General features: G+C 38.1%; 20 protein-coding genes. 16 read left to right on the forward strand and 4 right to left on the reverse strand.

Translation table 11 applies throughout. The features are described from left to right. The first annotated feature begins 7 nt into the window (after positions 1 to 7). The 12 genes from AQF98_RS07985 (at position 8) to AQF98_RS08040 (ending at position 11557) form a co-directional block, all read left to right on the forward strand. Positions 8 to 433, forward strand: a complete 426-nt coding sequence (locus tag AQF98_RS07985; RefSeq protein WP_161805855.1) for a lactate dehydrogenase — start codon at positions 8 to 10, stop codon at positions 431 to 433. Then, the gene (hemN, locus tag AQF98_RS07990; RefSeq protein ID WP_055131421.1) at positions 433 to 1770 is read left to right on the forward strand and encodes an oxygen-independent coproporphyrinogen III oxidase; all 1338 of its coding nucleotides are present in this window, start codon (positions 433 to 435) and stop codon (positions 1768 to 1770) included. The genes AQF98_RS07985 and hemN overlap by 1 nt, the downstream gene beginning before the upstream one ends. Beyond that, positions 1725 to 4166: a heavy metal translocating P-type ATPase metal-binding domain-containing protein gene (locus AQF98_RS07995; protein WP_235524195.1), complete on the forward strand. Its 2442-nt coding sequence runs from the start codon at positions 1725 to 1727 to the stop codon at positions 4164 to 4166. The genes hemN and AQF98_RS07995 overlap by 46 nt, the downstream gene beginning before the upstream one ends. Next, entirely contained in the window at positions 4163 to 4342 is a 180-nt protein-coding gene (gene ccoS / locus AQF98_RS08000; protein ID WP_055131422.1) for a cbb3-type cytochrome oxidase assembly protein CcoS, read from the forward strand. The genes AQF98_RS07995 and ccoS overlap by 4 nt, the downstream gene beginning before the upstream one ends. A gap of 61 nt (positions 4343 to 4403) precedes the next feature. Then, positions 4404 to 6545, forward strand: a complete 2142-nt coding sequence (gene ccoN / locus AQF98_RS08005) for a cytochrome-c oxidase, cbb3-type subunit I (RefSeq protein WP_055131423.1) — start codon at positions 4404 to 4406, stop codon at positions 6543 to 6545. Positions 6546 to 6548: 3 nt separating this feature from the next. Further along, the gene (locus AQF98_RS08010; RefSeq protein ID WP_055131424.1) at positions 6549 to 6731 is read left to right on the forward strand and encodes a hypothetical protein; all 183 of its coding nucleotides are present in this window, start codon (positions 6549 to 6551) and stop codon (positions 6729 to 6731) included. Continuing rightward, positions 6718 to 7653: a cbb3-type cytochrome c oxidase N-terminal domain-containing protein gene (locus AQF98_RS08015; RefSeq protein WP_235524196.1), complete on the forward strand. Its 936-nt coding sequence runs from the start codon at positions 6718 to 6720 to the stop codon at positions 7651 to 7653. Before AQF98_RS08010 ends, AQF98_RS08015 begins: the two co-directional genes overlap by 14 nt. After that, positions 7631 to 9001: a cytochrome c oxidase accessory protein CcoG gene (ccoG, locus tag AQF98_RS08020; RefSeq protein WP_055131425.1), complete on the forward strand. Its 1371-nt coding sequence runs from the start codon at positions 7631 to 7633 to the stop codon at positions 8999 to 9001. Before AQF98_RS08015 ends, ccoG begins: the two co-directional genes overlap by 23 nt. A 32-nt stretch (positions 9002 to 9033) precedes the next feature. Further along, the gene (locus AQF98_RS08025; RefSeq protein WP_055131426.1) at positions 9034 to 9462 is read left to right on the forward strand and encodes a FixH family protein; all 429 of its coding nucleotides are present in this window, start codon (positions 9034 to 9036) and stop codon (positions 9460 to 9462) included. Beyond that, a complete protein-coding gene (locus AQF98_RS08030) occupies positions 9459 to 10160 on the forward strand; it encodes a sulfite exporter TauE/SafE family protein (protein WP_152969669.1) in 702 nt (233 codons plus the stop codon). The genes AQF98_RS08025 and AQF98_RS08030 overlap by 4 nt, the downstream gene beginning before the upstream one ends. A gap of 75 nt (positions 10161 to 10235) precedes the next feature. Continuing rightward, a complete protein-coding gene (locus AQF98_RS08035; RefSeq protein ID WP_055131428.1) occupies positions 10236 to 10535 on the forward strand; it encodes a helix-turn-helix transcriptional regulator in 300 nt (99 codons plus the stop codon). An 11-nt stretch (positions 10536 to 10546) separates the two neighbouring features. Further along, positions 10547 to 11557, forward strand: a complete 1011-nt coding sequence (locus tag AQF98_RS08040) for an LLM class flavin-dependent oxidoreductase (protein ID WP_055131429.1) — start codon at positions 10547 to 10549, stop codon at positions 11555 to 11557. Positions 11558 to 11602: 45 nt separating this feature from the next. Here the strand turns inward: AQF98_RS08040 and AQF98_RS08045 are convergent, their stop codons facing one another. Next, positions 11603 to 12004, reverse strand: a complete 402-nt coding sequence (locus AQF98_RS08045; RefSeq protein ID WP_055132087.1) for an OsmC family protein — start codon at positions 12002 to 12004, stop codon at positions 11603 to 11605. A gap of 45 nt (positions 12005 to 12049) precedes the next feature. Here AQF98_RS08045 and AQF98_RS08050 point away from each other — a divergent pair, with 45 nt between their 5' ends. The 4 genes from AQF98_RS08050 to AQF98_RS08065 all read left to right on the forward strand — a co-directional run bounded on the left by AQF98_RS08050 (position 12050) and on the right by AQF98_RS08065 (position 17631). Then, positions 12050 to 12493: a PaaI family thioesterase gene (locus AQF98_RS08050; RefSeq protein WP_055131430.1), complete on the forward strand. Its 444-nt coding sequence runs from the start codon at positions 12050 to 12052 to the stop codon at positions 12491 to 12493. A 101-nt stretch (positions 12494 to 12594) separates the two neighbouring features. Next, positions 12595 to 12852, forward strand: coding sequence for a hypothetical protein (locus AQF98_RS08055; RefSeq protein ID WP_055131431.1), 258 nt, complete (start codon positions 12595 to 12597; stop codon positions 12850 to 12852). 113 nt (positions 12853 to 12965) lie between these two features. After that, positions 12966 to 16184 (forward strand): SusC/RagA family TonB-linked outer membrane protein, encoded by a 3219-nt coding sequence (locus tag AQF98_RS08060; RefSeq protein ID WP_055131432.1) that lies wholly within the window; start codon positions 12966 to 12968, stop codon positions 16182 to 16184. A 10-nt stretch (positions 16185 to 16194) separates the two neighbouring features. After that, entirely contained in the window at positions 16195 to 17631 is a 1437-nt protein-coding gene (locus AQF98_RS08065; RefSeq protein WP_082434945.1) for a SusD/RagB family nutrient-binding outer membrane lipoprotein, read from the forward strand. Between the two features lie 75 nt (positions 17632 to 17706). Here the strand turns inward: AQF98_RS08065 and AQF98_RS08070 are convergent, their stop codons facing one another. The 3 genes from AQF98_RS08070 to AQF98_RS08080 all read right to left on the reverse strand — a co-directional run bounded on the left by AQF98_RS08070 (position 17707) and on the right by AQF98_RS08080 (position 23139). After that, complete coding sequence (locus AQF98_RS08070) at positions 17707 to 18984, reverse strand: nucleoside recognition domain-containing protein (RefSeq protein WP_055131434.1); 1278 nt, start codon at positions 18982 to 18984, stop codon at positions 17707 to 17709. A 35-nt stretch (positions 18985 to 19019) separates the two neighbouring features. Then, positions 19020 to 20174: a M14 family zinc carboxypeptidase gene (locus AQF98_RS08075; protein WP_055131435.1), complete on the reverse strand. Its 1155-nt coding sequence runs from the start codon at positions 20172 to 20174 to the stop codon at positions 19020 to 19022. Between the two features lie 112 nt (positions 20175 to 20286). Then, a complete protein-coding gene (locus AQF98_RS08080) occupies positions 20287 to 23139 on the reverse strand; it encodes a prolyl oligopeptidase family serine peptidase (protein WP_055131436.1) in 2853 nt (950 codons plus the stop codon). Positions 23140 to 23150: the final 11 nt, after the last annotated feature.

The following is a 23150-nucleotide window of genomic DNA, read 5'->3' on the forward strand; positions in this document are numbered from 1 at the left end:
TATGCAAATGAAAGCGATAGCTTATAACATTCAACCAAAAGAGAAAGAGTGGTTAATTGTAGCTAACTACAAAAAACACGATATCACCATTATTGCAAATAGCCTAAACTTAGACACTTTGGCTTTTGCAAATGGCAAAGAAGCCCTGATTATTTTTAATGAAGATCCTTTAGATAAAGCTTTAATTGATGGTTTAAAGTTATTAGGAATCAAATATATAGCAACTTCATCTTATGCAATAGATCATATAGACTTGAATGCTGCTGCGGTAGCTGGTTTAAAAATTGCCAATGTACCTTTTATGGCCGATAATGAACTGAAGACCATGCATCAGGTGATTAAAAACCTCGACAATTGGGCCGAAGGTAAATGTGTAGGTAAAGCCTGTTGCTGTCAAAATAGTTGTGCTATTAAACCTTTAAAAGAAGGGTAATGGAAACGGCTCTATTAAAAAAATATAATGTTGCTGCACCAAGGTATACCAGTTATCCAACGGTACCTTATTGGGAAAATGAAAATTTTAACCAAGAGAAATGGTTCAAGTCGCTGACCCTAGCTTACCATCAAAGCAAAGCAGAAGGCATTAGCCTTTACATTCATTTACCTTTTTGCGAAAGTCTTTGTACTTATTGTGGCTGTAATACGCGGATCACTAAAAATCATGCGGTAGAAAGTCCCTATATCACTTCTGTGATCAAGGAATGGGAGATGTATTGTACTTTGCTTGGCGAACGGCCTAAGATTAAAGAATTACATTTAGGTGGTGGAACACCTACATTTTTCAGTCCAGAGAACTTACAATCCCTGATTTCGGCGATTGTAAAAGAAGGGGCAGATGAGATCGAATGCTCTTTTGAGGGTCATCCAGCCAATACTACGCTCAATCACTTGCAAACTTTATATCAATTGGGTTTTAAAAGAGTGAGTTTGGGCATTCAAGATTTCGATCAGAAGGTACAGCACTTGATCAACCGTTTTCAAACGCCAATGCAAGTGGCTACGCTAACTGATCAGGCAAGGGATATTGGTTACCATTCGGTTAATTTTGATCTGATCTACGGTTTACCGGGTCAAACGCCCGAGGGATTAGCCAAAACCATTGCAGCAGTAATTCAAATGGAACCAGATCGGATTGCATTTTACAGCTATGCCCATGTGCCATGGTTAAAACCTGGTCAACGTTATTATACAGAAAAAGACATTCCACAGGGCGACGAAAAGTTTGCGCTTTATCAATTGGGTAGAACATTATTGATGGAAGCAGGCTACCAAGAAATTGGGATGGATCATTTTGCTTTAAAAACAGATTCATTATATCAAGTGAGTGAGAAAGGGCAGTTACATCGAAATTTTATGGGTTACACCCATCAGCATACCCAGATTTTGTTGGGCCTGGGTGTTTCGTCTATTAGTGATTGCGGTGGAGCCTTTGCACAAAATGCCAAAACAGTAGAAGGATACAGCCAACAGATTGCTAATGGCTCATTTGCGATTGAAAAGGGACATATTTTAAATGCCGACGATCGAGTAATTAGCCAACACATCCTTAACCTGATGTGTAAAAATGCAACACAATTTGATCATGAAATTCCAGCAGTAATTAAAGAACGTTTACAGCCTTTGCTCAAAGATCAACTCGTAGAGTTAGGTGATCAAGAAGTGGTGGTTTCGGCATTAGGGAAATCTTTTCTAAGAAACATCTGTATGGCATTTGATGACAGGTTATGGCAAAAACAGCCCACAACTTGTCTGTTCAGTACAACAGTATAAAATTGACGGTAATGAGGGATGAAAAAAGCACATTAACAGATTTGGTATGTTACCATTGTGGTGAGGCCGTATCAGGAATTGATTTGAATTTTGACGATAAGCATTTTTGTTGCGTAGGTTGTAAAAGTGTTTATCAGATTTTGGCCGAAAACAAAATGTGTAATTATTATGCCTATAACGATACGCCAGGGCAAAGACTAAACGAAAGCAAACATTACGAATATCTGGATGAAGAGTCGATCATTACCCAACTTATCGATTACAAAGATCGAAATTATACCATTGTCACTTTTTATATCCCAGCTATTCACTGTAGCTCGTGTATTTGGCTCTTAGAGCATTTGTATAAGATTAACCCTGCTATCTATAGCTCAAGAATAGATTTCCTTAAAAAAGAAGTCACCATTAGCTATAAACACCAAGAGGTTTCATTAAGAAAAGTAGTTGAGGTTTTGGCCAATATAGGTTATGAGCCTGCAATTAGCCTACAAGATGTGGTGAAAGAAAAAAGCAGTTCGGTAAACAAGGCTTTGATTTTAAAGATAGCCATTGCAGGTTTTTGCATGGGTAATGTAATGCTGTTCAGCTTTCCAGAGTACTTTGGTTTATCGGGCATAGAGCAACAATTTCAATACTTGTTTGCTTGGTTAAATCTGGCATTTTCAATTCCAGTTACCTTTTATTGTGGTAAAGAGTACTTTGTTTCGGCTATTACGAGCCTCAAGCACAAACATATTAATTTAGATACGCCGTTGGCCATTATCATTGCCGTGTTATTCATTAGAACAGCACTATCGGCTTTATTAAATGATGGTCCTGGTTTTGCAGATACCTTAACAGGATTGGTATTCCTTTTATTGATGGGTAAGTGGGTTAAACAACGTACCTATCATCACATCTCCTTTGATAGAGATTACCGTTCTTATTTTCCTATTGCCATTACTACCTTAAAAGAAGGGAAGGAAAAACCAGTGGCCATTAATGAATTGAAGGTAGGCGATCGGTTATGGATCAGAAATGGGGAATTGGTTCCTGCAGATGCAATTTTAATGAAAGGTGATGCCTGGATGAACATGAGCTTTGTAACAGGAGAAACAGAACCTCAACAGAAAGTACTGGGAGAGATCATTTACGCTGGAGGAAAACAACTGGGAGAAGCCATAGAGGTTGAAGTGGTTAAACTGCCATCGCAAAGTTATTTAACAGGTCTTTGGAATAAAGAACATTATCAAGATAATTTAAAGCAAAACTTTAACGATAGTGTAGCCAAATATTTCAGTGTTGCTGTATTTATTATTGCTTTTGCAGCAGCAGGATATTGGTTTTTTCAAGCAGATACTAACAAAGCATGGGCAGCTTTTACTGCAGTGATTATTGTAGCTTGTCCTTGTGTATTGGCTTTAAGTACACCTTTTACTTTATCAGCCATTTTATCGGTATTTGATCAAAAAGGTTTTTATGTGAAAAATACAGATGCGGTAGAACAATTGGCCCATTGTAATGCCATTGTGTTCGATAAAACGGGAACCTTAACCAGTAGCGAAAATGCGAAGATCTATTTTACTGGGGTATTGAATCAGGAAGAGGAGATGTTGGTGGTTTCTTTATTACATCATTCTTCACATCCTTTAAGCCGTCAGATTTTAAAGAGTTTAACCACTGGAAAATTTTATCCCATCTCTAAATATAAAGAAATTGCGGGCAAGGGGATAAGAGGGGTGGTAAACAACCGGATGGTTTATGCTGGGAGCGAAAGGATTTTACCTTTCCATATTACAACAAATAAGCAAAGCGGGGTTCATTTGGTTATCGATAGTACGTATAAGGGCTGTTTTGTGGTAGAACAAGAGTGGCGTAAAGACCTGCAACATCTGGTTTCAAAACTGGAAAAGAGATTTAGCTTAAAAGTGCTCTCAGGCGATACCAATAAAGATGAAAAGGCTTTGAGAACCATTTTTGAACCTACAACTGATATCAGGTTTGAACAAAGTCCCCGCCAAAAGCTAGAGGCAATCACCAATCAACAAAGTAATGGAGAGCGGGTAATGATGCTCGGTGATGGATTAAATGACGCAGGAGCCTTAAAACAGGCCAATTTTGGCATTGCCATAACCGATAACATCAATAATTTTACCCCAGGCTGTGATGCCATATTGAAAGGGAGTTCGTTAAATTACTTACCCAAATTTTATCAATTGAGTAAAGATGGCCTGAAAATCATCAAAATCAGCTTTGCTATTGCCATCGCTTACAATTGTATTGGGCTGTATTATGCAGTACAGGGCACACTTTATCCTTTGGTTGCTGCAGTGCTAATGCCCATCAGTACCATTACCATTATCAGTTTTACTACACTGGCTACCCGATTTTTTGCCAGAAAAAATAAATTGACATGAACATCCTTTACTTTTTAATTGCTTGCAGCGTTTTAATGGCCCTGATTTTTTTGGGTGCCTTTTTCTGGGCGCTAAAAAACGGACAGCATGACGATGTGCATACTCCCGGGATCCGTATCCTTTTTGACGATGAAGTAGAAACGAAAGAATCTGATAAAGATCACTTTTCGGAGTAACCGCTATCATCAGCTTAGCGAGCAGACCTAAATACCTTTGGTCTATAACAAAACACAATATATGCAGTTAGAAAAATTTACCTACGACAACAAGATTGTTCGCAATTTTGGGCTTGCCACTATAGTTTGGGGCATTATCGGAATGACAGTAGGTTTGCTTGTTGCCATGCAGTTGTTTAAGCCTAGCTTAAATATGGGCAACCAGTACACTACATTTGGTCGCATTAGGCCATTACACACCAATGCTGTAATTTTTGCCTTTGTGGGCAACGCCATTTTTATGGGCGTTTATTACTCTTTACAACGTTTGCTAAAGGCCCGCATGTTTAGCGATGTGCTCAGTAAAATCCACTTTTGGGGCTGGCAGCTCATCATCGTTTCGGCAGTAATTACGCTTCCACTTGGTTTTACCTCATCGCATGAATATGCAGAGCTCGAATGGCCAATTGATATTGCCATAACCTTAATCTGGGTAGTCTTTGGCATCAACATGTTCGGTACCATCTTTAAACGCAGAGAGCGCCATTTGTATGTGGCCATATGGTTTTACATTGCCACGTTTGTAACCATTGCCGTACTGCATATTGTCAATTCGTTCCAATTGCCCATCTCTTTTCTTAAAAGCTATTATGTGTTTGCAGGGGTACAAGATGCACTGGTACAATGGTGGTATGGACACAATGCGGTGGCATTTTTCTTAACTACACCTTACTTGGGCATGATGTACTATTTCTTGCCTAAAATGGCCAATAGGCCTGTTTACTCTTATAAATTGAGCATTCTGCATTTTTGGTCGTTGATTTTTATCTACATCTGGGCTGGCCCGCACCATTTATTATACACCTCTTTACCTGGTTGGGCCCAATCTTTAGGGGTAGCTTTTTCTATCATGCTCATTGCACCAAGTTGGGGCGGAATGATCAATGGTCTGCTCACCTTGCGTGGCGCTTGGGATAAAGTGCGTGAAGATGTGACACTTAAATTTATGGTGGTAGCCTTAACCGCTTATGGTATGGCTACGTTTGAGGGGCCAATGCTCTCTTTGAAACAAATTAATGGTGTAGCCCACTTTACCGATTGGATTGTGGCACACGTACATGTGGGTGCCCTAGGTTGGAACGGATTTTTAACCTTTGGTGTATTGTATTGGTTAATCCCTCGATTGTATAAAACCGAACTGTACTCTAAAAAGATGGCCTCTTTCCATTTCTGGATCGGTACACTAGGTATCTTATTTTATGCGGTGCCAATGTATTGGGCAGGTTTTACACAAGGCTTAATGTGGAAAGAGTTTACCCAAGAGGGATTGCTGAAATACCCTAACTTTTTAACCACCACCCTACAAATTATTCCGATGCATGTATTACGTGCCATAGGGGGGGCTTTATACTTAGCTGGGGTAATTGTAATGACCATTAACCTTGCCAAAACCATGTTGAGGGCAAAATTGGTTGCTAACGAACCTGCAGAAGCAATGCCTTTGGCTAAAACCATTGTAGAAACCGATCCATCAGACCGAAAATGGCACCGTGTTTTAGAACGTAAACCAATGAAATTTATGGTATTCTCTTTAATTGTGATTTTAATTGGCGGGATGATTGAGATGATGCCAACTTTTACTATCCAATCTAATGTGCCTACCATTGCCAGTGTAAAACCTTACACACCACTAGAGCTACAAGGAAGAGACTTATACATTAGAGAAGGCTGTGTAAACTGCCATACCCAAACTGTTCGTCCTTTCCGTTCGGAGACTGAACGTTACGGCGAATACAGTAAAGCGGGAGAGTTTGTATACGACCATCCGTTTTTATGGGGAAGTAAACGTACTGGTCCAGACTTGCATCGTGAGGGTGGCAAATATTCTAATGCATGGCATTTTAACCACTTGTTAGACCCTACATCTATGTCGCCCGGAAGCATTATGCCCTCGTACCCTTGGTTAATTGAACAGAAACTGGATATCACTACAACTCCAAGTAAAATAAGGGCCATGCAGACCTTAGGGGTACCTTACCGTGTTGATTTTGATAAGGAGGCAAATGCTAAACTCATGGAGCAAGCAACAACCATTGCCAGCGATCTCAAACAGAACAATATTAAGGTAAAAAGTGATCGAGAGATCATTGCCATTATTGCCTATTTACAGCGTTTAGGCACAGACATTAAAGCAAATACAACTCCAATTCCTTCAAACCAATAAATCATGTTTAAACAAATAAAAGACTTAGCTGGAGGCGAATTTTTCTTGATCAGCTCGCTCATTATATTCATGGTATTCTTTATTCTGGTAACGATTTACCTGCTCAAGTTAAATAAACACTACATCAGCTTGATGAGTAACCTACCTATAGAAGACAATCAAACAGAACAAAATGAAGAAGATTAACTTAAGTATGTTGATGCTATTTTTTAGCATGAGTGTTTTTGCCAAGACAGAAGAAGCTGTTGCACCAATTGCTCACAAACCGAGTATAGGTTTAAGTACTACAGAATTATTGATCATTGCTTTGTTGGTGTTTGCAGTGGTATTGCTCTTTGTATCTACCACGCTTTTTAGGGCATTTAAGGTAATGTACAAGGAAAAGCTTCAGCCAACGCCTTACCAAAAATATGTGGCTGAAGAACCATTGGATTATGAGGAATGGTTGGCGCAAAAAAAGACCAAACCAAACATTTGGACTAAATTATTAAGCCTAAAGCCAATTGAAGAAGAAAAGAACATGGAAATTCCACATGCATATGATGGGATTAAGGAACTGAACAATCCGGTGCCAGCATGGTTCAACTTTCTGTTCTATGGCACCATGATTTTTGCAGTGGGTTATCTCTACTACTACCACATTGGCGAATATGGAGAACGACAAGATGCAGAGTATGAAACAGAAATGGTTAAAGCGGCCGAAGATAAAAGAAATTTTTTGGCACAATCGGTAGGTAATATCGACGAGAATTCTGTAAAAATTGATCCTGCTCAAATTGAAACTGGTAAAGCTGTATTTAATGGCAATTGTATTGCTTGTCATGGAGAACATGGACAGGGCTTGGTTGGACCAAATTTAACCGACGAGTTTTGGTTGCATGGTGGCAGTATCAATGACATATTTAAAACCATTAAATATGGAGTGCCAGAAAAGGGCATGGTGAGTTGGGAGAAAAGCATGAGTCCTAAAAATATCAGTGAGGTAACAAACTATATTTTATCCATACAGGGAACCAAGCCTGCTAATGCAAAAGCCCCACAAGGCGAAAAATATGAACCTAAAGGTGTGGAGGATAACGTGAAAAATGAAAGCAGCCCTAAAAAATAACACCACAAAAGCAAAAGGCAGAAATTTTATCTACCCTAAAAAGCCTTCAGGTAAATTATATACCTATCGCAAATGGGTAAGTTATGTATTGCTGTTATTGCTATTTGCCTGTCCCTTTATAAAGTTCAATGGCGAACAGTTAGTGTTGTTGAACTTTATAGAGCGCAAGTTTGTATTTTTCGGATTGATTTTCACTCCGCAAGATTTTTATCTCTTTGCATTGGCAATGCTGATATTTATCATTTTTATTGTCTGTTTTACGGTTATTTTAGGTCGGCTTTGGTGTGGTTGGGCCTGTCCACAAACCATTTTTATGGAAATGGTTTTCAGGAGAATTGAATATTGGATTGAAGGTGATGCCAATCAACAGAAAAAACTGGATGCACAAGAATGGGATACCACAAAAGTTTTAAAAAAAGGAAGTAAGCACTTTTTATTCTTGCTCATTTCCTTCGGTATTGCCAATACCTTTTTAGCCTATTTGATTGGTTCTGATACTTTATATAAAATTATTACCGAGCCAGTAAGTGAGCATGTTACAGGCTTTTTGTCCATCTGGTTATTCACCTTTATTTTTTACGGGGTTTTTGCTTATGTACGCGAAGTAGTTTGTACGGTCATTTGTCCTTATGGAAGGTTGCAGGGAGTTTTATTAGATAATCAAAGTTTAATTGTAGCCTATAACGAACAACGTGGCGAACCTCGAGGACATCTTCAAAGAAATGTGCTTAATGCTGAAAAAGGCGATTGTATTGATTGCGGTTTATGTGTACAGGTTTGTCCTACCGGGATTGATATCCGTAAAGGAACACAGTTGGAATGTGTAAACTGTACCGCCTGTATTGATAGTTGTAATGAGGTGATGTTGAAGATTAATCGACCTTCTAACCTAATCGGTTTTTACAATCAAGACTTTATCCAGCATCAAAAGCCTTTTAAATTGAGTTTTAAAGCTTATGGTTATGCTGCGGTTCTGGTGGTAGTACTGTTTGTTTTTTCTAGCCTGATTTATAAAAGGCAGGATGTAGAAACAACTGTATTGAGAGCGAGTGGAACTTTATACCAAACCAGAAATGATGGTACGGTGAGTAACCTGTACAATGCAGAACTGATCAATAAGACCAATAAAGCGATTAAATTTCAGTTCAAATCTCAAAACCCTGAAGATCAAATTGAATTTATCCAAGTGCCAACTGTATTGCCAAAAGAAGGGACTGTACACCTTACTTTCTTTCTGGTTAAAAAGGCAGCATCAATTAAAAAATATAAAACAGATGTGGTGTTTGAAGTAAAGGCCAATAATCAAATCATTAGTACCACTACAACAACTTTCTTTTCACAACCATAAAGCGGTTGATTATAGAATTTAATACTTATCATATGAACTGGGGAACAAAAATTGTATTAGGAATGGTAGCTTTTATGCTCTTCATCATCGCAATGGTAATTTACATGTTTAATGTACATGGCAATGATGCTTTGGTTGAAGAAGATTATTACGAAAAAGGGATCAATTATAATCAAGAATACAATGCCAAGCAGCAGGTGATTGATGACAAAGCAGAGCCTATCATTACAGTCAATGAAAACCAAATCATTATCCAACTAAAAGACAGTGCCACTTACGAGTTGAAATTGATGCGTCCGGCCTCGGCAAAAGACGATATTCGAATCAAAGGGACTACAATTGGGCAAGCCAATCTAATTTTATTAGACCGTAAGCATCAACATACTGGTTTGTGGTTTTTAGAACTGAAATGGAACAGCAACCAAAAAGCTTATCTATTTAAAAAGAACATCACCTTGTGAACGATTTACCACTCGCATTTTTAATGGGTTTATTAGGGAGCTTACATTGTGCCGTAATGTGTGGTCCATTAATGTTGAGCTTACCCCTGCAAAAGGCAAGTTATTGGCATTCGGCTGGGCAATTATTGGCTTATCAATTAGGCAGGATCATGATTTATACCTTATTGGGTCTATTGGTAGGTTGGGTAGGGAGTAGTTTCAGTGTTTTTGCCAGTCAAGAAACTTTAAGCCTCACAATTGGTATCGTTCTCATTTTATTTACAGTTTTGCAGCTCAGTGGCCGTTACCACAAAAGATTAAGCCTAATCCAGTTGAAAATGGTTAGCCCGATTAGTAGCTTAATGGGCAAGCTCTTTGGAAAACCTTTTTGGGGATTTTTTGCAGGCATGTTAAATGGATTGATCCCCTGTGGGATGGTTTATTTGGCACTTTCAACAGCTTTAAATACAGCAAGCTTGCAAGGGGGAGCAATATTTATGTTCTTGTTTGGTTTAGGTACAACACCCTTAATGATGCTGATCTCGTTGGGTGGCATCTACCTGAAAAAATATATTCGTTTCAACACCCAAAAATTGGTGCCATGGTTGATGCTTTTTGTCGGCACCTTGTTTATTTTACGTGCTGCGGCATTGGGTATTCCCTTTTTATCGCCAAACACTACTCATCATGTGCATGGTAAGGTAGAAGTATGTAAGTAACGAGCATTCTTCACATTCCTGTCATCTATTTTGATTTAATTGGTATATCGGGAAAAGTCGATATATATTTGCCGCATGGATCAAGTAGAGTTATTCAAAGCGCTTTCTAATAAAACCAGGTTACAGATTTTAGGCTGGTTAAAAGAACCTGAAAAACATTTTCCGGAACACAAAACCAATTGCGCATTTAATGGGGTTTGTGTTGGGCTTATTCAAAAAAAGTCGGGTTTAACACAATCTACCGTATCAGAATATCTGTCTATTTTACAAAGGGCGGGTTTGGTTACAGCAACCCGAATGGGGCAGTGGACCTACTATAAACGAAACGAAGCCGCCTTTGAGGCTTTGAGTAACCTCGTTGCATCCGAGTTATAATGATTTAATTTATGAGCACAAAACAACTATCGGCACTGCCTTATTCGGTGCTAGATCTAGCTACAGTAATAGAAGGTAAAACACCTGCAGATACCTTTAAAAATAGCGCCATATTAGCGCAACATACCGAGCAATTGGGTTTTAAAAGGTATTGGTTGGCCGAACACCATAACATGATCAGTGTGGCCAGTTCTGCCACGGCTGTATTAATTGGTCATATTGCTGGCAAAACTAAAACAATTAGGGTAGGCTCTGGAGGCATTATGCTGCCTAACCATTCGCCATTAATCGTAGCAGAGCAATTTGGTACCTTGGCTACTTTATATCCCGATCGCATTGATTTAGGTTTGGGCAGAGCACCCGGATCGGATCAGTTAACCGCTATGGAAATTAGAGGAGAGCGTTTTGCAGCACCACATCACTTCCCACAAGATGTGTTGAAATTGCAAAAATACCTTTCCAGCACCAATAGCGAAAGCAAAGTAAGAGCCATTCCAGGCGAAGGAACAGAAGTACCCATCTGGATTTTGGGTTCAAGTAGCGAAAGTGCACATTTAGCGGCATCTTATGGCTTGCCTTATGCTTTTGCCAGTCATTTTGCACCTGCTTATTTTCTCGAAGCGATTACCATCTATAGACAGAACTTCCGTCCTTCGGCCTACTTGAAAGAACCTTATGTAATGGCCTGTGTAAATGTAATTGCAGCAGACACAGATGAAGAAGCAGAAAGATTGTCGAGCTCTTTAAAACAAGCTTTTTTAGGCATCGTAACCAATAAACGTAAATTGTTGCAACCACCGGTTGACAATATGGATGAGGTTTGGGATGTGATGGAAGAAGAGGCGGTTAACCAAATGCTGGCCATTTCTTTTATTGGTGGACCAGAAAAACTAAGTACCCAATTGAGCTCATTTTTGGCACAAACCCAAATTGATGAAATGATGATCACTTCTAATATTTATGATCATGAAGCCAAATTGTACTCACATCAACTTTTTGCAGAAATTGTAAAAAAAGGATAAAAAAAGCGAACGCTGGTTTGTGCAGACACAAACCAGCGTTCGCTTTTAGCTCGTTAAAATTTGAATCGGGTTGGTTAATAATTTATGAATAGGGCATTTGTCTGCAATTTGCATTAAACGTGCCCTTTGTTCGTCGCTTATGGCGCCCGTAAATTCTATTTTTCTGGTAATGGTGGTCGTTTTGCTCATTTCTTCCTCTTTGCAAATGGCCAAGTCAATTTTAATAGATTCTAAGGGCATTTCTTTTCTATCAGCATACATTCTGATGGTGATGGCCGTACAACTGCCTAAGCTGGCCAAAAGTAGGGCTCCGGGCGACATTCCTTCGTCAGTTCCACCTAATTCTGTTGGTTCATCAGCATAAATTAAATGTCCGCCCGCATAAACCTTGGTTTTATATTTAGATTGATCTAATTCTGTAATTGCCGTAATCAGTGTGCTACTCATATTTGTATTTTTAATCCCTAAATTTGTGGTAAACATAATTATAAAATGGAAGAAAAAAACGAAGCACAGCAACGATTATTGATTTTTCAGTCTTTTAAAGGAAAAGAAATTACCCAATCTCCTTCGCATTTTATGAATTGGTTAAAGCCCATATTGATTAGTGCAGAAAGGGGAGAACTACATTGTAGTTATTTGGTTAGAAAGGAAATGACCAATCCCTATGGTATTTTACACGGAGGAATTACCGCTGGCATTATCGACGATTTAATTGGTGCAACCGTATACACTTTAGGTCTCAGCGCACGTTATACTACTGTAAATAACAACATAGATTATTTTGCTCCTGCTAGCGAAGGAGATCTGATTACCGCTAAAACAAGCATCGTAAAACAGGGTAGGGCAATCATCAACCTACAATGCGAAGTTTTTTTGCCAACTAAAGACCGCCTCATTGCCAAGGGCTACTCTAATATGTTGAATATCGGGTAGTTGATTTAAAGTTTAAGAACGATTTATTATTCTAAATTTAACTTTGGCTAAACATTTTATAGAGAAATTTGTTAATAGATCATCACCCTAAACTTATAGCCATGTTAAACGATTATTTAAACCTACAGTTTGATGTTAAAGGCAAAACCTTTAAAGGATTCTGCATGAGAATTCATGATGATTTTCATTTGACCTATGCAGTAATTTTAGAAGATTGTCATTCTTTTTGTATTTGGTTGGATGATAAGACTTCATTATGGCGTTCTTCTAAGTTTACAAATTTAGATGCTGGTGTATTAGACCAGATTATTGATAAATTGGTACATAAAGAAGAAACAAATCTCTTAACTGTTTCTTAAGCAAGCCTATTTTCCTTATTTAGATTAATTTTGATTCTTAATATGACGTCGTATTAAGTTATAGCAAATGATTTTTTGTAATTTTCATTTAACTTAAACTTAATTCACAGAATATGAACAGAAAATCTATCCTCATTTTATTTGGATTCTTACTGTTCGCAATGGTTACCTATGCCCAAAAAACCTTAAGGGGTAAGGTAACAGATGTTGCGAATGGAAATGGAATGCCTGGTGTAAGCGTTGTGGCTAAGGGTACAAGTGGTGCTGGAGCCAGTACTCAACCCGACGGAACATACACGATCAACGTGCCAACAAATGCTACCATCTTAGTATTTACTTATTTAGGTTTTACCACTAAAGAAGTAAGCATTGGCAATAGCAGCGAAATCAATGTCGCATTAAGTGAAAGTGCCCAAACTTTAGAAGGTATAGTCGTAACGGCCTTGGGTATCAAACGTAGTGAAAAATCTGTAGGTTACGCTACACAACAAATTAAAGGAGATAACCTCACCTTAACCAAAGAACAAAATGTGATTGGATCTTTAGCTGGTAAAGTTGCCGGTGTTCAGGTAACTGGTTCTTCTGGTGCCAGTATGGGAGGTACACAAAAAATCAAGATTAGAAGTGTAAATTCAATTACTGGTGGTGGACAAGCCTTAATGGTGGTTGATGGTACACCTATTGCACAAAGTAATTTTGGGGGCGATGCCAATGGTGTCGATTACGGAAACGTATCTCAAGATATCAACCCTGAAGACATTGAAAATATCAGTATTTTAAAAGGACCAGCTGCTTCTGCACTTTATGGCATTAGAGGACAGTATGGTGTAATTTTAATTACCACAAAAAAAGGAGCAAAAGGTGCTAAAAAAGTTAATATTGGCATTAATTCGGCATTCTCTGTAGAGAAAGTAGGCAACTTTTTACCCTTGCAAAATATATATGGTGTAGGTAACAACCAAACCTTTCTAACCTTAACTGGTGGACAAAAATATGTAAATGGCAACGATGAAAGCTGGGGCCCGAAAATGGATGGTACACCTGTAAGGATGTATTACAGTTTTTATCCCCAAGATGCTGAATTTGGAAAGCTGACTCCATTTCTTCCACAGCCAGATAACGTTAAAGATTTTTACGAAACTGGACAGAATGTAAACAACGGTATTTCAGTAACTGGTGGCAATGAAAATATGAACTATAGATTGAGCTATAACAATGCTTATATCAATGGTGTAATTCCGAATACCTGGTTAAAAAGAAATAACCTGGGTTTAAGCTCTTCTTTAAATATTACAGAGAAATTGAGTGTTGGAGCCAATGTAAATTATGCAAATAACGATGGGCAAAGACCAACACAAGGTTATCAGGGTTCTTTTACAGGTGCTAATCAGTGGTTCCAACGAAATATAGATATCAACCGTTTACGCAACTATAGATATGCAGATGGTACCATCTTAAACTGGAATGTTAACCCGAATACTACTACAGGTATCATAACCAATAATAGACCGAGTGACTGGAATAATCCATTTTTTGATGCTTATGAAGTATTAAACAATGACAGTAGAGATCGTTTATTTGGTGATGTAAACGCGACCTATCAAGTATTACCTGAGCTTAAACTAAGTGGATTTGTGCGTTCAGATATGTTTATTCAAAACATTACACACAAGGAGGGCTTAGGAGGCCGTTTGGTTGATGGTTACCAAGTTGGAAAATATCAGAATACAGAAAACAACTATGAGTTTTTAGGCCAGTACAGCAAAAATTTTAACGATTTTTCTGTGAATGTAAATGTTGGGGCTAACTTATACACGGTTAAATATTCGCAACAATTTCAAGCTACGGTAGGTGGTTTGAGTAGTCCAGGCTGGTATTCTGCAGCGGCTTCAATTGATAGACCAACAAGTACTTCGTTTTTAAGACAGAAACAAGTTAGAAGTGTATATGCCATGGGTTCATTTGGCTATAAAGACATGTTCTTCTTAGATGCATCGATTCGTAACGATATTTCTTCGGCATTGCCAGACAATAACAACTCTTACTGGTATCCGTCAGTTTCTGGAAGTTTTGTGTTTAGCGAATTAGCCAAATGGAATGCACTATCTTTTGGTAAGTTAAGAGCCAGTTATGCCATTGCAGGTTCTGATTTGAGTCCTTATCAAACTACCTTTACTTATGGGGCTGGTGCTAATTATCCTGCTACTGCTGGAGCTATCAATACCTTGTTGGTACCTGATAAGTTAAAAAACCCTTTGATTAAGCCATCTTTTGCCAATTCTTTTGAGGTAGGTTTGGATCTGAAATTCTTTAAAAATCGCTTAGGAATGGAATTTACCTATTATAACCAACAGAATAAAGATCAGATTATAGACCTTTCTGTTTCTGGTGCTAGTGGGTTTGACCAAACTGTAGTAAATGCAGGTTTGATAGAGAATAAAGGGGTAGAGTTAACCTTAAGTGGTAGACCAATTCAATCTAAGTTTTTTACTTGGGATGCTACCATAAACTTCGCCAATAATAAAAACAGAATTGTTGATTTATATCCAGGTATCAGCATTCTACAAAATGATGTGGCTTCTTATTCAAGTCAAAATATCTTCTTGTACTCTACGGTAAAACAGTCGTTTGGTAACTTGGTAGGTCCGGGTTATAGAAGAGATGCAGCAACTGGAAAGATCTTATTAGGTGCAGATAACATGCCTTTATTTGATGCTGCAAAAGATTTTGGTAGTGTATTGCCATCATTTACCGGAGGTTTACAAAACACGTTTAGAATAGGAAGATTTGACCTTGGTGCCATGATCGATTTTCAAAAAGGAGGACAATTCTTTAGCTGGTCAAAAATGCTTTCTACCAAATCTGGTCAAGCAGACATTACAGCAGCCATGAATGAAAACGGAAAAAATGTACGCGATCCTTTGGCAGATGGAGGAGGGGTTAAAGTAAATGGTATTTATGGCCCTGGTACAAAAATAAATAATGTGGATGTAAGCGGTCAGGAATTTAATGGTTTTGTTGATGCAAGAACCTATTACAGAGCCAATCTGGGAACTCGTATCTATGATGAATGGATTTACAGTGCTTCTTATATTAAATTACGTGAAGTAAGTTTAGGTTACAACTTCGATTCTAAATTGTTAGGTAAAACCCCATTTAAATCTGCAAAATTGGCCATTATAGCCCGTAACCCAGTAATGATCTGGCAAAAAGCACCTAAAGGTTTAGACCCTTCAGAATTGTCGTCGGGAAGTGCAGCAATTAGCTGGATTGAAAAAGGAGAGTTCCAAACCGTACGTTCTTTTGGTGTTAATTTAAGCCTAACATTTTAATTTTAAGCATATGAAAAATACATATAAATCTATTTACATCTGCTGTTTAACGCTATTGATGTTGGGCAGTTGTAAAAAGTTCGATTCAGCTATCAATACAGATCCAAATAGCCCAACAAAGGCCTCTGGAACACAGCTGATAGCCAATGCGCAATTGTTTTTACCTGGGATGAGTTCATCACCTTATGGGGTGCATTATCCTCAATATCTTTCTAACACTTCATTTACAGATAACAGTAGGTATGTAACCGTAAATTTTAACTTTTACGGATTATATACAGGCCCATTGATGAACTTGGAAAATGTAATCAACAATGCCAGTTTAGATGCCAACGAGGGTCCAGTAGTGAACCAAATTGCGGTAGCTAAGATCTTGAAAGCCTATTTTTTCTGGCATATGACTGATAGATGGGGAAATTTACCTTATAGTGAAGCTTTAAAAGGAAGCGCCAATTTTACGCCTAAATACGACACGCAGCAGGCCATCTATAACAGTTTATTTACTTTGCTAGATGAAGCCAATGCAGCGATAGTGAGTGGGAACATTAAAAATGATATTGTTTATGGTGGTGATGTAGCGAAATGGAAGAGATTAGGCAATACCATCCATGCTTTAATGGCTTTGCGCTTAAGTAAGGTTGATGCTACAAAAGGAGCAGCAGAATTTAATAAGGCTGTTACCAACGGAATGATGACAGCTAATACGGATAATTTAAGCTATCCACATTTGGCAGAGCAAAACAACGAGAACTACTGGTATAATTCCTTTACACGTTTAGGTAGAAACTGGTTTGCAGTAAGTAAGCCAGTAGTAGACTATATGCAACCCTTAAATGATCCACGTTTACCAGTTTTTGCAAATAAACCAGCAAATACTGCCATTACCAATTATGTTGGGTTAGATTATGGTTTACCGGGCTCTACCACGGTGGTGATTAATAATTTTAGTTTATTGGGCAGCAATCTGCGTTTGCAGAACTCTCCAGTGGCCTTGGTTACTTATGCGCAATCTTTATTTGCAATGGCAGAGGCGGCAAAAATTGGCTGGATAGCCGGAACTGATGTAACCGCTAAAGCAAATTATGATAAAGCCATAGAATTTTCGATCAGACAGTGGAACAACAACGATATCAGTGGTTTAGCGGCTTACATGGCCAATGCAGATGTAGCCTATGATTCTAACGATGCCTTAAGAAAAATTGGTAACCAGAGATGGGTACATTTGTTTTTGCATGGTTATGAAGGTTGGGCAGAATGGAGAAGAACAGGTTTTCCTAACTTTATCTCGCCTGCGCCAAATAACAATGGAGCATTAATCCCAAGAAGAGAAGCTTATCCAACGCAAGAGCGAGCCAATAATACCGTAAATTATAATGCGGCAGTAGCTGCTTTCCCTTATGGCGGAGTAGACGATTTAAATGCAAGAGTATGGTGGGATAAACCTTAATTCTTTGATTTGATGATTATAAAAAAGCCCTGTTCTATAAGTTAGAACAGGGCTTTTTGATTGAAGTATGTATTTTTAACTGTTTCCAAAAAACAAGTAGGCCAAACCAATAGCGGTACAAACACCAACCAGATCTGCCAACAACATTGCACCAACTGCATAACGTGTATTTTTAATGCTTACAGAGCCAAAATAGACGGCTATTACATAAAATGTGGTATCAGATGCGCCTTGGAAAATACCAGATAATTTACTGGCAAAAGAATCGGCACCATAAGCTGTCATGGTATCTACCATCATTCCTCTAGCAGCACCACCACTTAAAGGTCTAATCAACGCCGTTGGTAAGGCTTCTACAAAGCGGGTATCTGCCCCTAAAAAGGCAAATAGATTTTTAATGCCCAAAATTACTACATCAAAGGTGCCGCTGGTTCTTAACATGCTGATGGCTACCAGCATACCTACCAAGTAGGGAATGATTTTAACCGCAGTTTCAAAACCATTTTTTGCGCCATCAATAAAAGCGTCAAACACATCTATCTTTTTGTAAATGCCACCCAAAACAATCAATAGAAAAACAAGCAGGATAAGACCATTGCTCAATATGCCAGAAAACTGTTTAATGCCATCGGCATTAAGTGAGGTAACATACCATACCAATAAGGCAATAATTAAAGAAATACTTAAGATCCAACCCACAATAACAGGTTGAAAAAGATTAATTTTCTGTTTCAACGAAACGATCATCATTGCGGCCATGGTACCCACAAAGGTTACGATTAAACAAGGGATGAATACATCTGTTGGATCTGATGCATTTTGAGATGCACGGATTGCGATTACACTTACAGGAATTAAACTTAAGCCTGCAGCATGTAAACATAAAAACATCAATTGAGAGTTGCTGGCAGTATCTTTACTCGGATTGAGCTCTTGTAAACTCTCCATCGCTTTTAAGCCAAAAGGAGTAGCTGCATTGTCTAAGCCCAATAAATTGGCCGAAAAATTCATGATCATGTGCCCCATTGATGGATGGCCTTTTGGGATTTCTGGGAATAGTTTAGAGAAGAATGGTCCAACAATTCTAGACAATAAACGGATACCACCTGCTCGCTCGGCAATGCTCATGAAACCCATAAATAAAGCAAGTATTCCAATGAGTTTGAGGCACAGCTCAACCGATGTCCAGCAGGTTTCGATAATTCCATTAACCTTGGTCAAATTGGTCGGATCGTCTGCCTTGCCTACAACCATCCAGCTAAAGATATCTGTTTGTCCAAAAAAGAAACATTTAATACAGGCTACAACAATTGCAACAATAATAAAGCCCGACCAAATTCTACTTAATGCCATGTGTTTTAAATTTTGATGATGAATGTAGTATTTTTTTAAAGTAATTTTCCATTTTGGAAGGATAAAATAAGCTCATTGTGGTCAAATAATTCAAAATGTGCTTCCTTGTATAATATAATGTCTCCTTTTAAATGAAGTTGAGTTGAAGTGTAGCTTTGGTAAGCATCACAAAAGCTTAAATCGCCAATGTCTTGTATGGTATAGGTTTTAGTGGTACTGTTACCATCAGCAGCAGGGCTCTCATCGTAATTAATGCCTATACTTACCTCAATTCCATTTAACATGATCTGATGGATCAGTACATGGAAAATCTGCTTGTTGTTTTTAGGAATAGACAGATAATTTTCGAGGTTTTGCTGTGTGTAGCTTGTGGTAGCAATGCTTAACAAACCTGCCAATATAGCCCCAAAATAATACCTTCTAATTTCTTGTTTCTCAAAATCAGCTGCGAAACCTCCGGCTTCGATTAATATGGTAGCTGTTCCGGCCTTTTGAAAGTTGTCGCCAAAAGCACGAGGCTCAAATTCATCGTCAAATAAGCCAATATGTTTAGGAAGGAGAGGGTCGATTTGTTTAAACATTTCTGCAATCACGAGCATGGCATTTTTCCGAGTTTCGTTAATGCTCAACTCTTCGTCTAAAGCAGGTGCAAGAAATGACAAGGTAGCCGGTTTTAAACTCTTAGAGACGCTCCAAAGGGTAAGTTGATCATGTAGGTTGAAACCAAAGTCGGGCTTGATGTCAGCCCTGCATTGTTTTAAGATTTGTGCTTCTGAAGAGCTTTCTTTTAAAAAATCTCTATTGATATCGATTTGTTGTGCATTTCTTCGGGTAAAAGCAGCTGCTCCATCTGGATTAACCATTGGGATGAAAAACAATTGGCAATTCTCAGTTAGCAGTTTTACATGTTCATTATCGCCCTGCAAAAAGTTGAACAGGTCAAATAAGGCCATCGTGCCAGTGGCTTCATCGCCATGCATTTGGCTCCACAACATGATTTTGGTTTTACCATTTCCCCATTTCACTAAATTGATGCTGTGCTGTTGTACTGAGTTGCCCAAATGAACTACTTCAAATGTTGATGGAAGTTTTTCTATTAAGCTTAAAATGGTTTGATGCTTAAAAAAACGGTTTTGTAATGTCTTTTCTTTAAAGTTTTCGTAATGATGGAGGATAGGTTGGAGATCCATTTAAAATCTGGCTAAAATAAAATCGTCATTGCAAGGATAGAGAAGCCTCTTGGTAGAGTGCTTCATCATTTTGTTCCTCGCAATGACGAATTTAATAAATTTATGCTATTCGTTAAGGTTTATCCTCAGTTAACTCAAATCCCCAAGTTTTACCTTTTTCGGTTGCTGGAATACCACCAACCATCCAAACTGGTGCTTTAGCACCTTTAAGGTAATAATCGAAAAATTGTTGTTCACGTATTTGGATATCTTTTCTGTTCTGACGTTGTACCAAGTTGTGTGCTTCGTTATTGTAGTTGAGCAACCAAACTGGTTTGCCTAAACGTTTTAAGCCTGTAAACATCTCAATACCTTGGTACCAAGGCACAGCTCCATCGGCATCGTTAGACATTACAACAACTGGCGTAGCTACTTTAGGGAAATTAAACAATGGAGAGTTTTCAATGTATAATTCTGGTTTTTCCCATAAGGTTGCACCAATTCTACTTTGGGTTTTCTCATATTGGAATTGTCTGTTCATTCCACTTTCCCAACGGATACCACCATAAGCAGAGGTCATGTTTACTACAGGTGCGCCAGCCCAAGCAGCTGCATACATATTGGTTACTGTAATTAAGTGTGCCACTTGGTAACCACCCCAGCTCTGACCTTGGATACCTATTTTAGTACCATCAACCCAAGCATTTTTCTTTAAGCTCTCTACACCAGAATTGATAAACTCTTCAGCAGATTTACCCGGATGACCAGTTTCATAACTGATATCTGGTGTGAAAACCAAATAACCATTACTTACAAAAAATGGAATGTTTAAGCGAGATGGTGTAGGAGAAGGGGCGTTGTAGGTAAATAATCCGTCAGATAGTTTCTCGTAGAAATAAACAATCATTGGATATTTTTTAGTTGGATCAAAATTTTCTGGTTTGTATAAAATACCTTCAGATTTGTAACCTTTTGGTGTAGTCCATTTTACCAATTCTGCAGTACCCCAATTGTAATTGGCCTGCTGTGGATTGGTACTGCTTAATTTTACAGCAGTTTTCAAATCTTTAGAAACATATACGTCAGGAGAGTTTACATAATTTCCTTTATCATAAATGTAGATTTCAGCATCTTTAGCTTTAACTACATTAGAATATTTAGCAGGAGACATGATGATCAACTCAGGGTTTTTACTATCATTGATGGCCTTGCGATAGAAACCATTCTCTTTGGTTTCGTTATTTACCGCATCCAATAACAACACATCTTTTTTAGTAAAGAACCTAAATTCTGGATTGGTTCTTTCTACACGGAAAGTAAGGTTACTTTGTCTGCCAAAACCATTGGTTAAGTTTTTAGGTGCCGATTTTCCATCCGGAGAGAATTGCCAAATATCATAACGATCGTATAATAAAACAGCTTTATCGTCTTCTGTCCAGCCTGCAACACCATAGCTATTTGGATCATCAGGTACATCGTTATCTTCATCGTAGAATTTAACGGTCATTCCTGCATTTAAAGGGGTAACTTTTCCGGTAGCTACTTGATAAGTGCTCCAAAGCATTTTTTTCTTATCATAGTACAACACATAATTGCCATTTGGCGATGTTGAAGCATTTCCGCCTAAACTCTCAATGATCTTTTTACGGCTACCTGTTTTTACGTCAACCAAATAGTAATCTCTAACAGAACCACCAGTCCATTGAGAGGCAATACGGTTGCCATAATCTGTAGAAGCCAATACGAAACTTGCATTACCTTCATTTACCAAAGTGGCATCTGGTAATTTGTTATCTGTTAAAGGAACAATTTTAGGGTCAGTTCCATAAATATCAATTGTAGTTAAGAAGCTTCTTTTCGAATCACGGTCAGCATTTCTCAATTGCATTGGCTGTAAGTAATCGTCTTTATAGCCCCAAATGTCTAATTTGGCATTTTCGAAATCGATTAAAGTAGTATCTTTTGCTTTTTTAATAGGAGCGATGCCGAAAAATAATCTATTGCCGTCTTTGCTAAAGTTTAATCTTCCATCGCCACTTACAGCAAATTTAGCAGGCATGCCTGGCATATCACCATCAACCAAAATTTGAGCAGTATCTAACGTTAAAGAATTGTAATAAACATTGAAATCTTTAATTTCTGCTTTTTCAGGACTAGTTTCGCCTAAAAATGCCAAATGCTCACTCTCATCGTCAAAAATGAAGCCTTTGAAATTACCTTTACCTTTAACCAATGATTTTAAGGCACCAGTTTCTGTGTTTAATAAGAAAACACCTTGAGCTGCAGTTTTATCTTTTTTAGAACCGCTAGCAGCAAAAACAAGTTGTTTACCATCTTTGCTAAAGCTATAATCGGTTACAAATTTAAAAACACGTTCGGTACCAGTAGTTAAGTTTTTAACAATCAAATCTGTTCCTTCTTTGGCAGCACTTGCACCAGGTGCATCATCATCTGCAAAATAATCCTGATCATCATTTTTGGCTTCAGTACCTGCTGGAGCAGCTGGTTTAGCTTTTTTGCTGGTATCTGGTGCTTTTTCCAAATTGTAAGCCAATAAAGCAGCTCCAGTTTCAGGAAACTTAAACGATTTTACTCTAGGAATCTTAGTTACAGCCAAAGTGGTTAAATTGGCTATACCCAAAGTATCTTTGGTCATATCGTCTGGTTTTTTCTTTTTGATTTTCGCCATTCTGGTGTCTTTGTACCAAGGTTTAATGGCAAAAGCTGCGAATTTAGAATCAGCGCTAAACTGAGCAGAGCTTGCTCTAGAAATTTTAATTTTTTTTGCGGTCAATGTTTCTTGAAAATACAGATTGGCATCGCCTTCTTGCTGATTTACAGCATAAGCAGCCCAAAGACCATTATTGGTGAATTGTTTAATACCCACATTTTCCCAGGTATCATACACAGAATGGTCTAACGGTTTTTTTTGAGCGTAAGCTACACTAGCAAACAATAAAAAAAGTAAGATTAGTTTTTTTTGCATGGTTTAATATT

Origin of the sequence: Pedobacter sp. Hv1, from assembly GCF_001412215.1 — a bacterium.
Classification (GTDB): Bacteria; Bacteroidota; Bacteroidia; order Sphingobacteriales; family Sphingobacteriaceae; genus Pedobacter.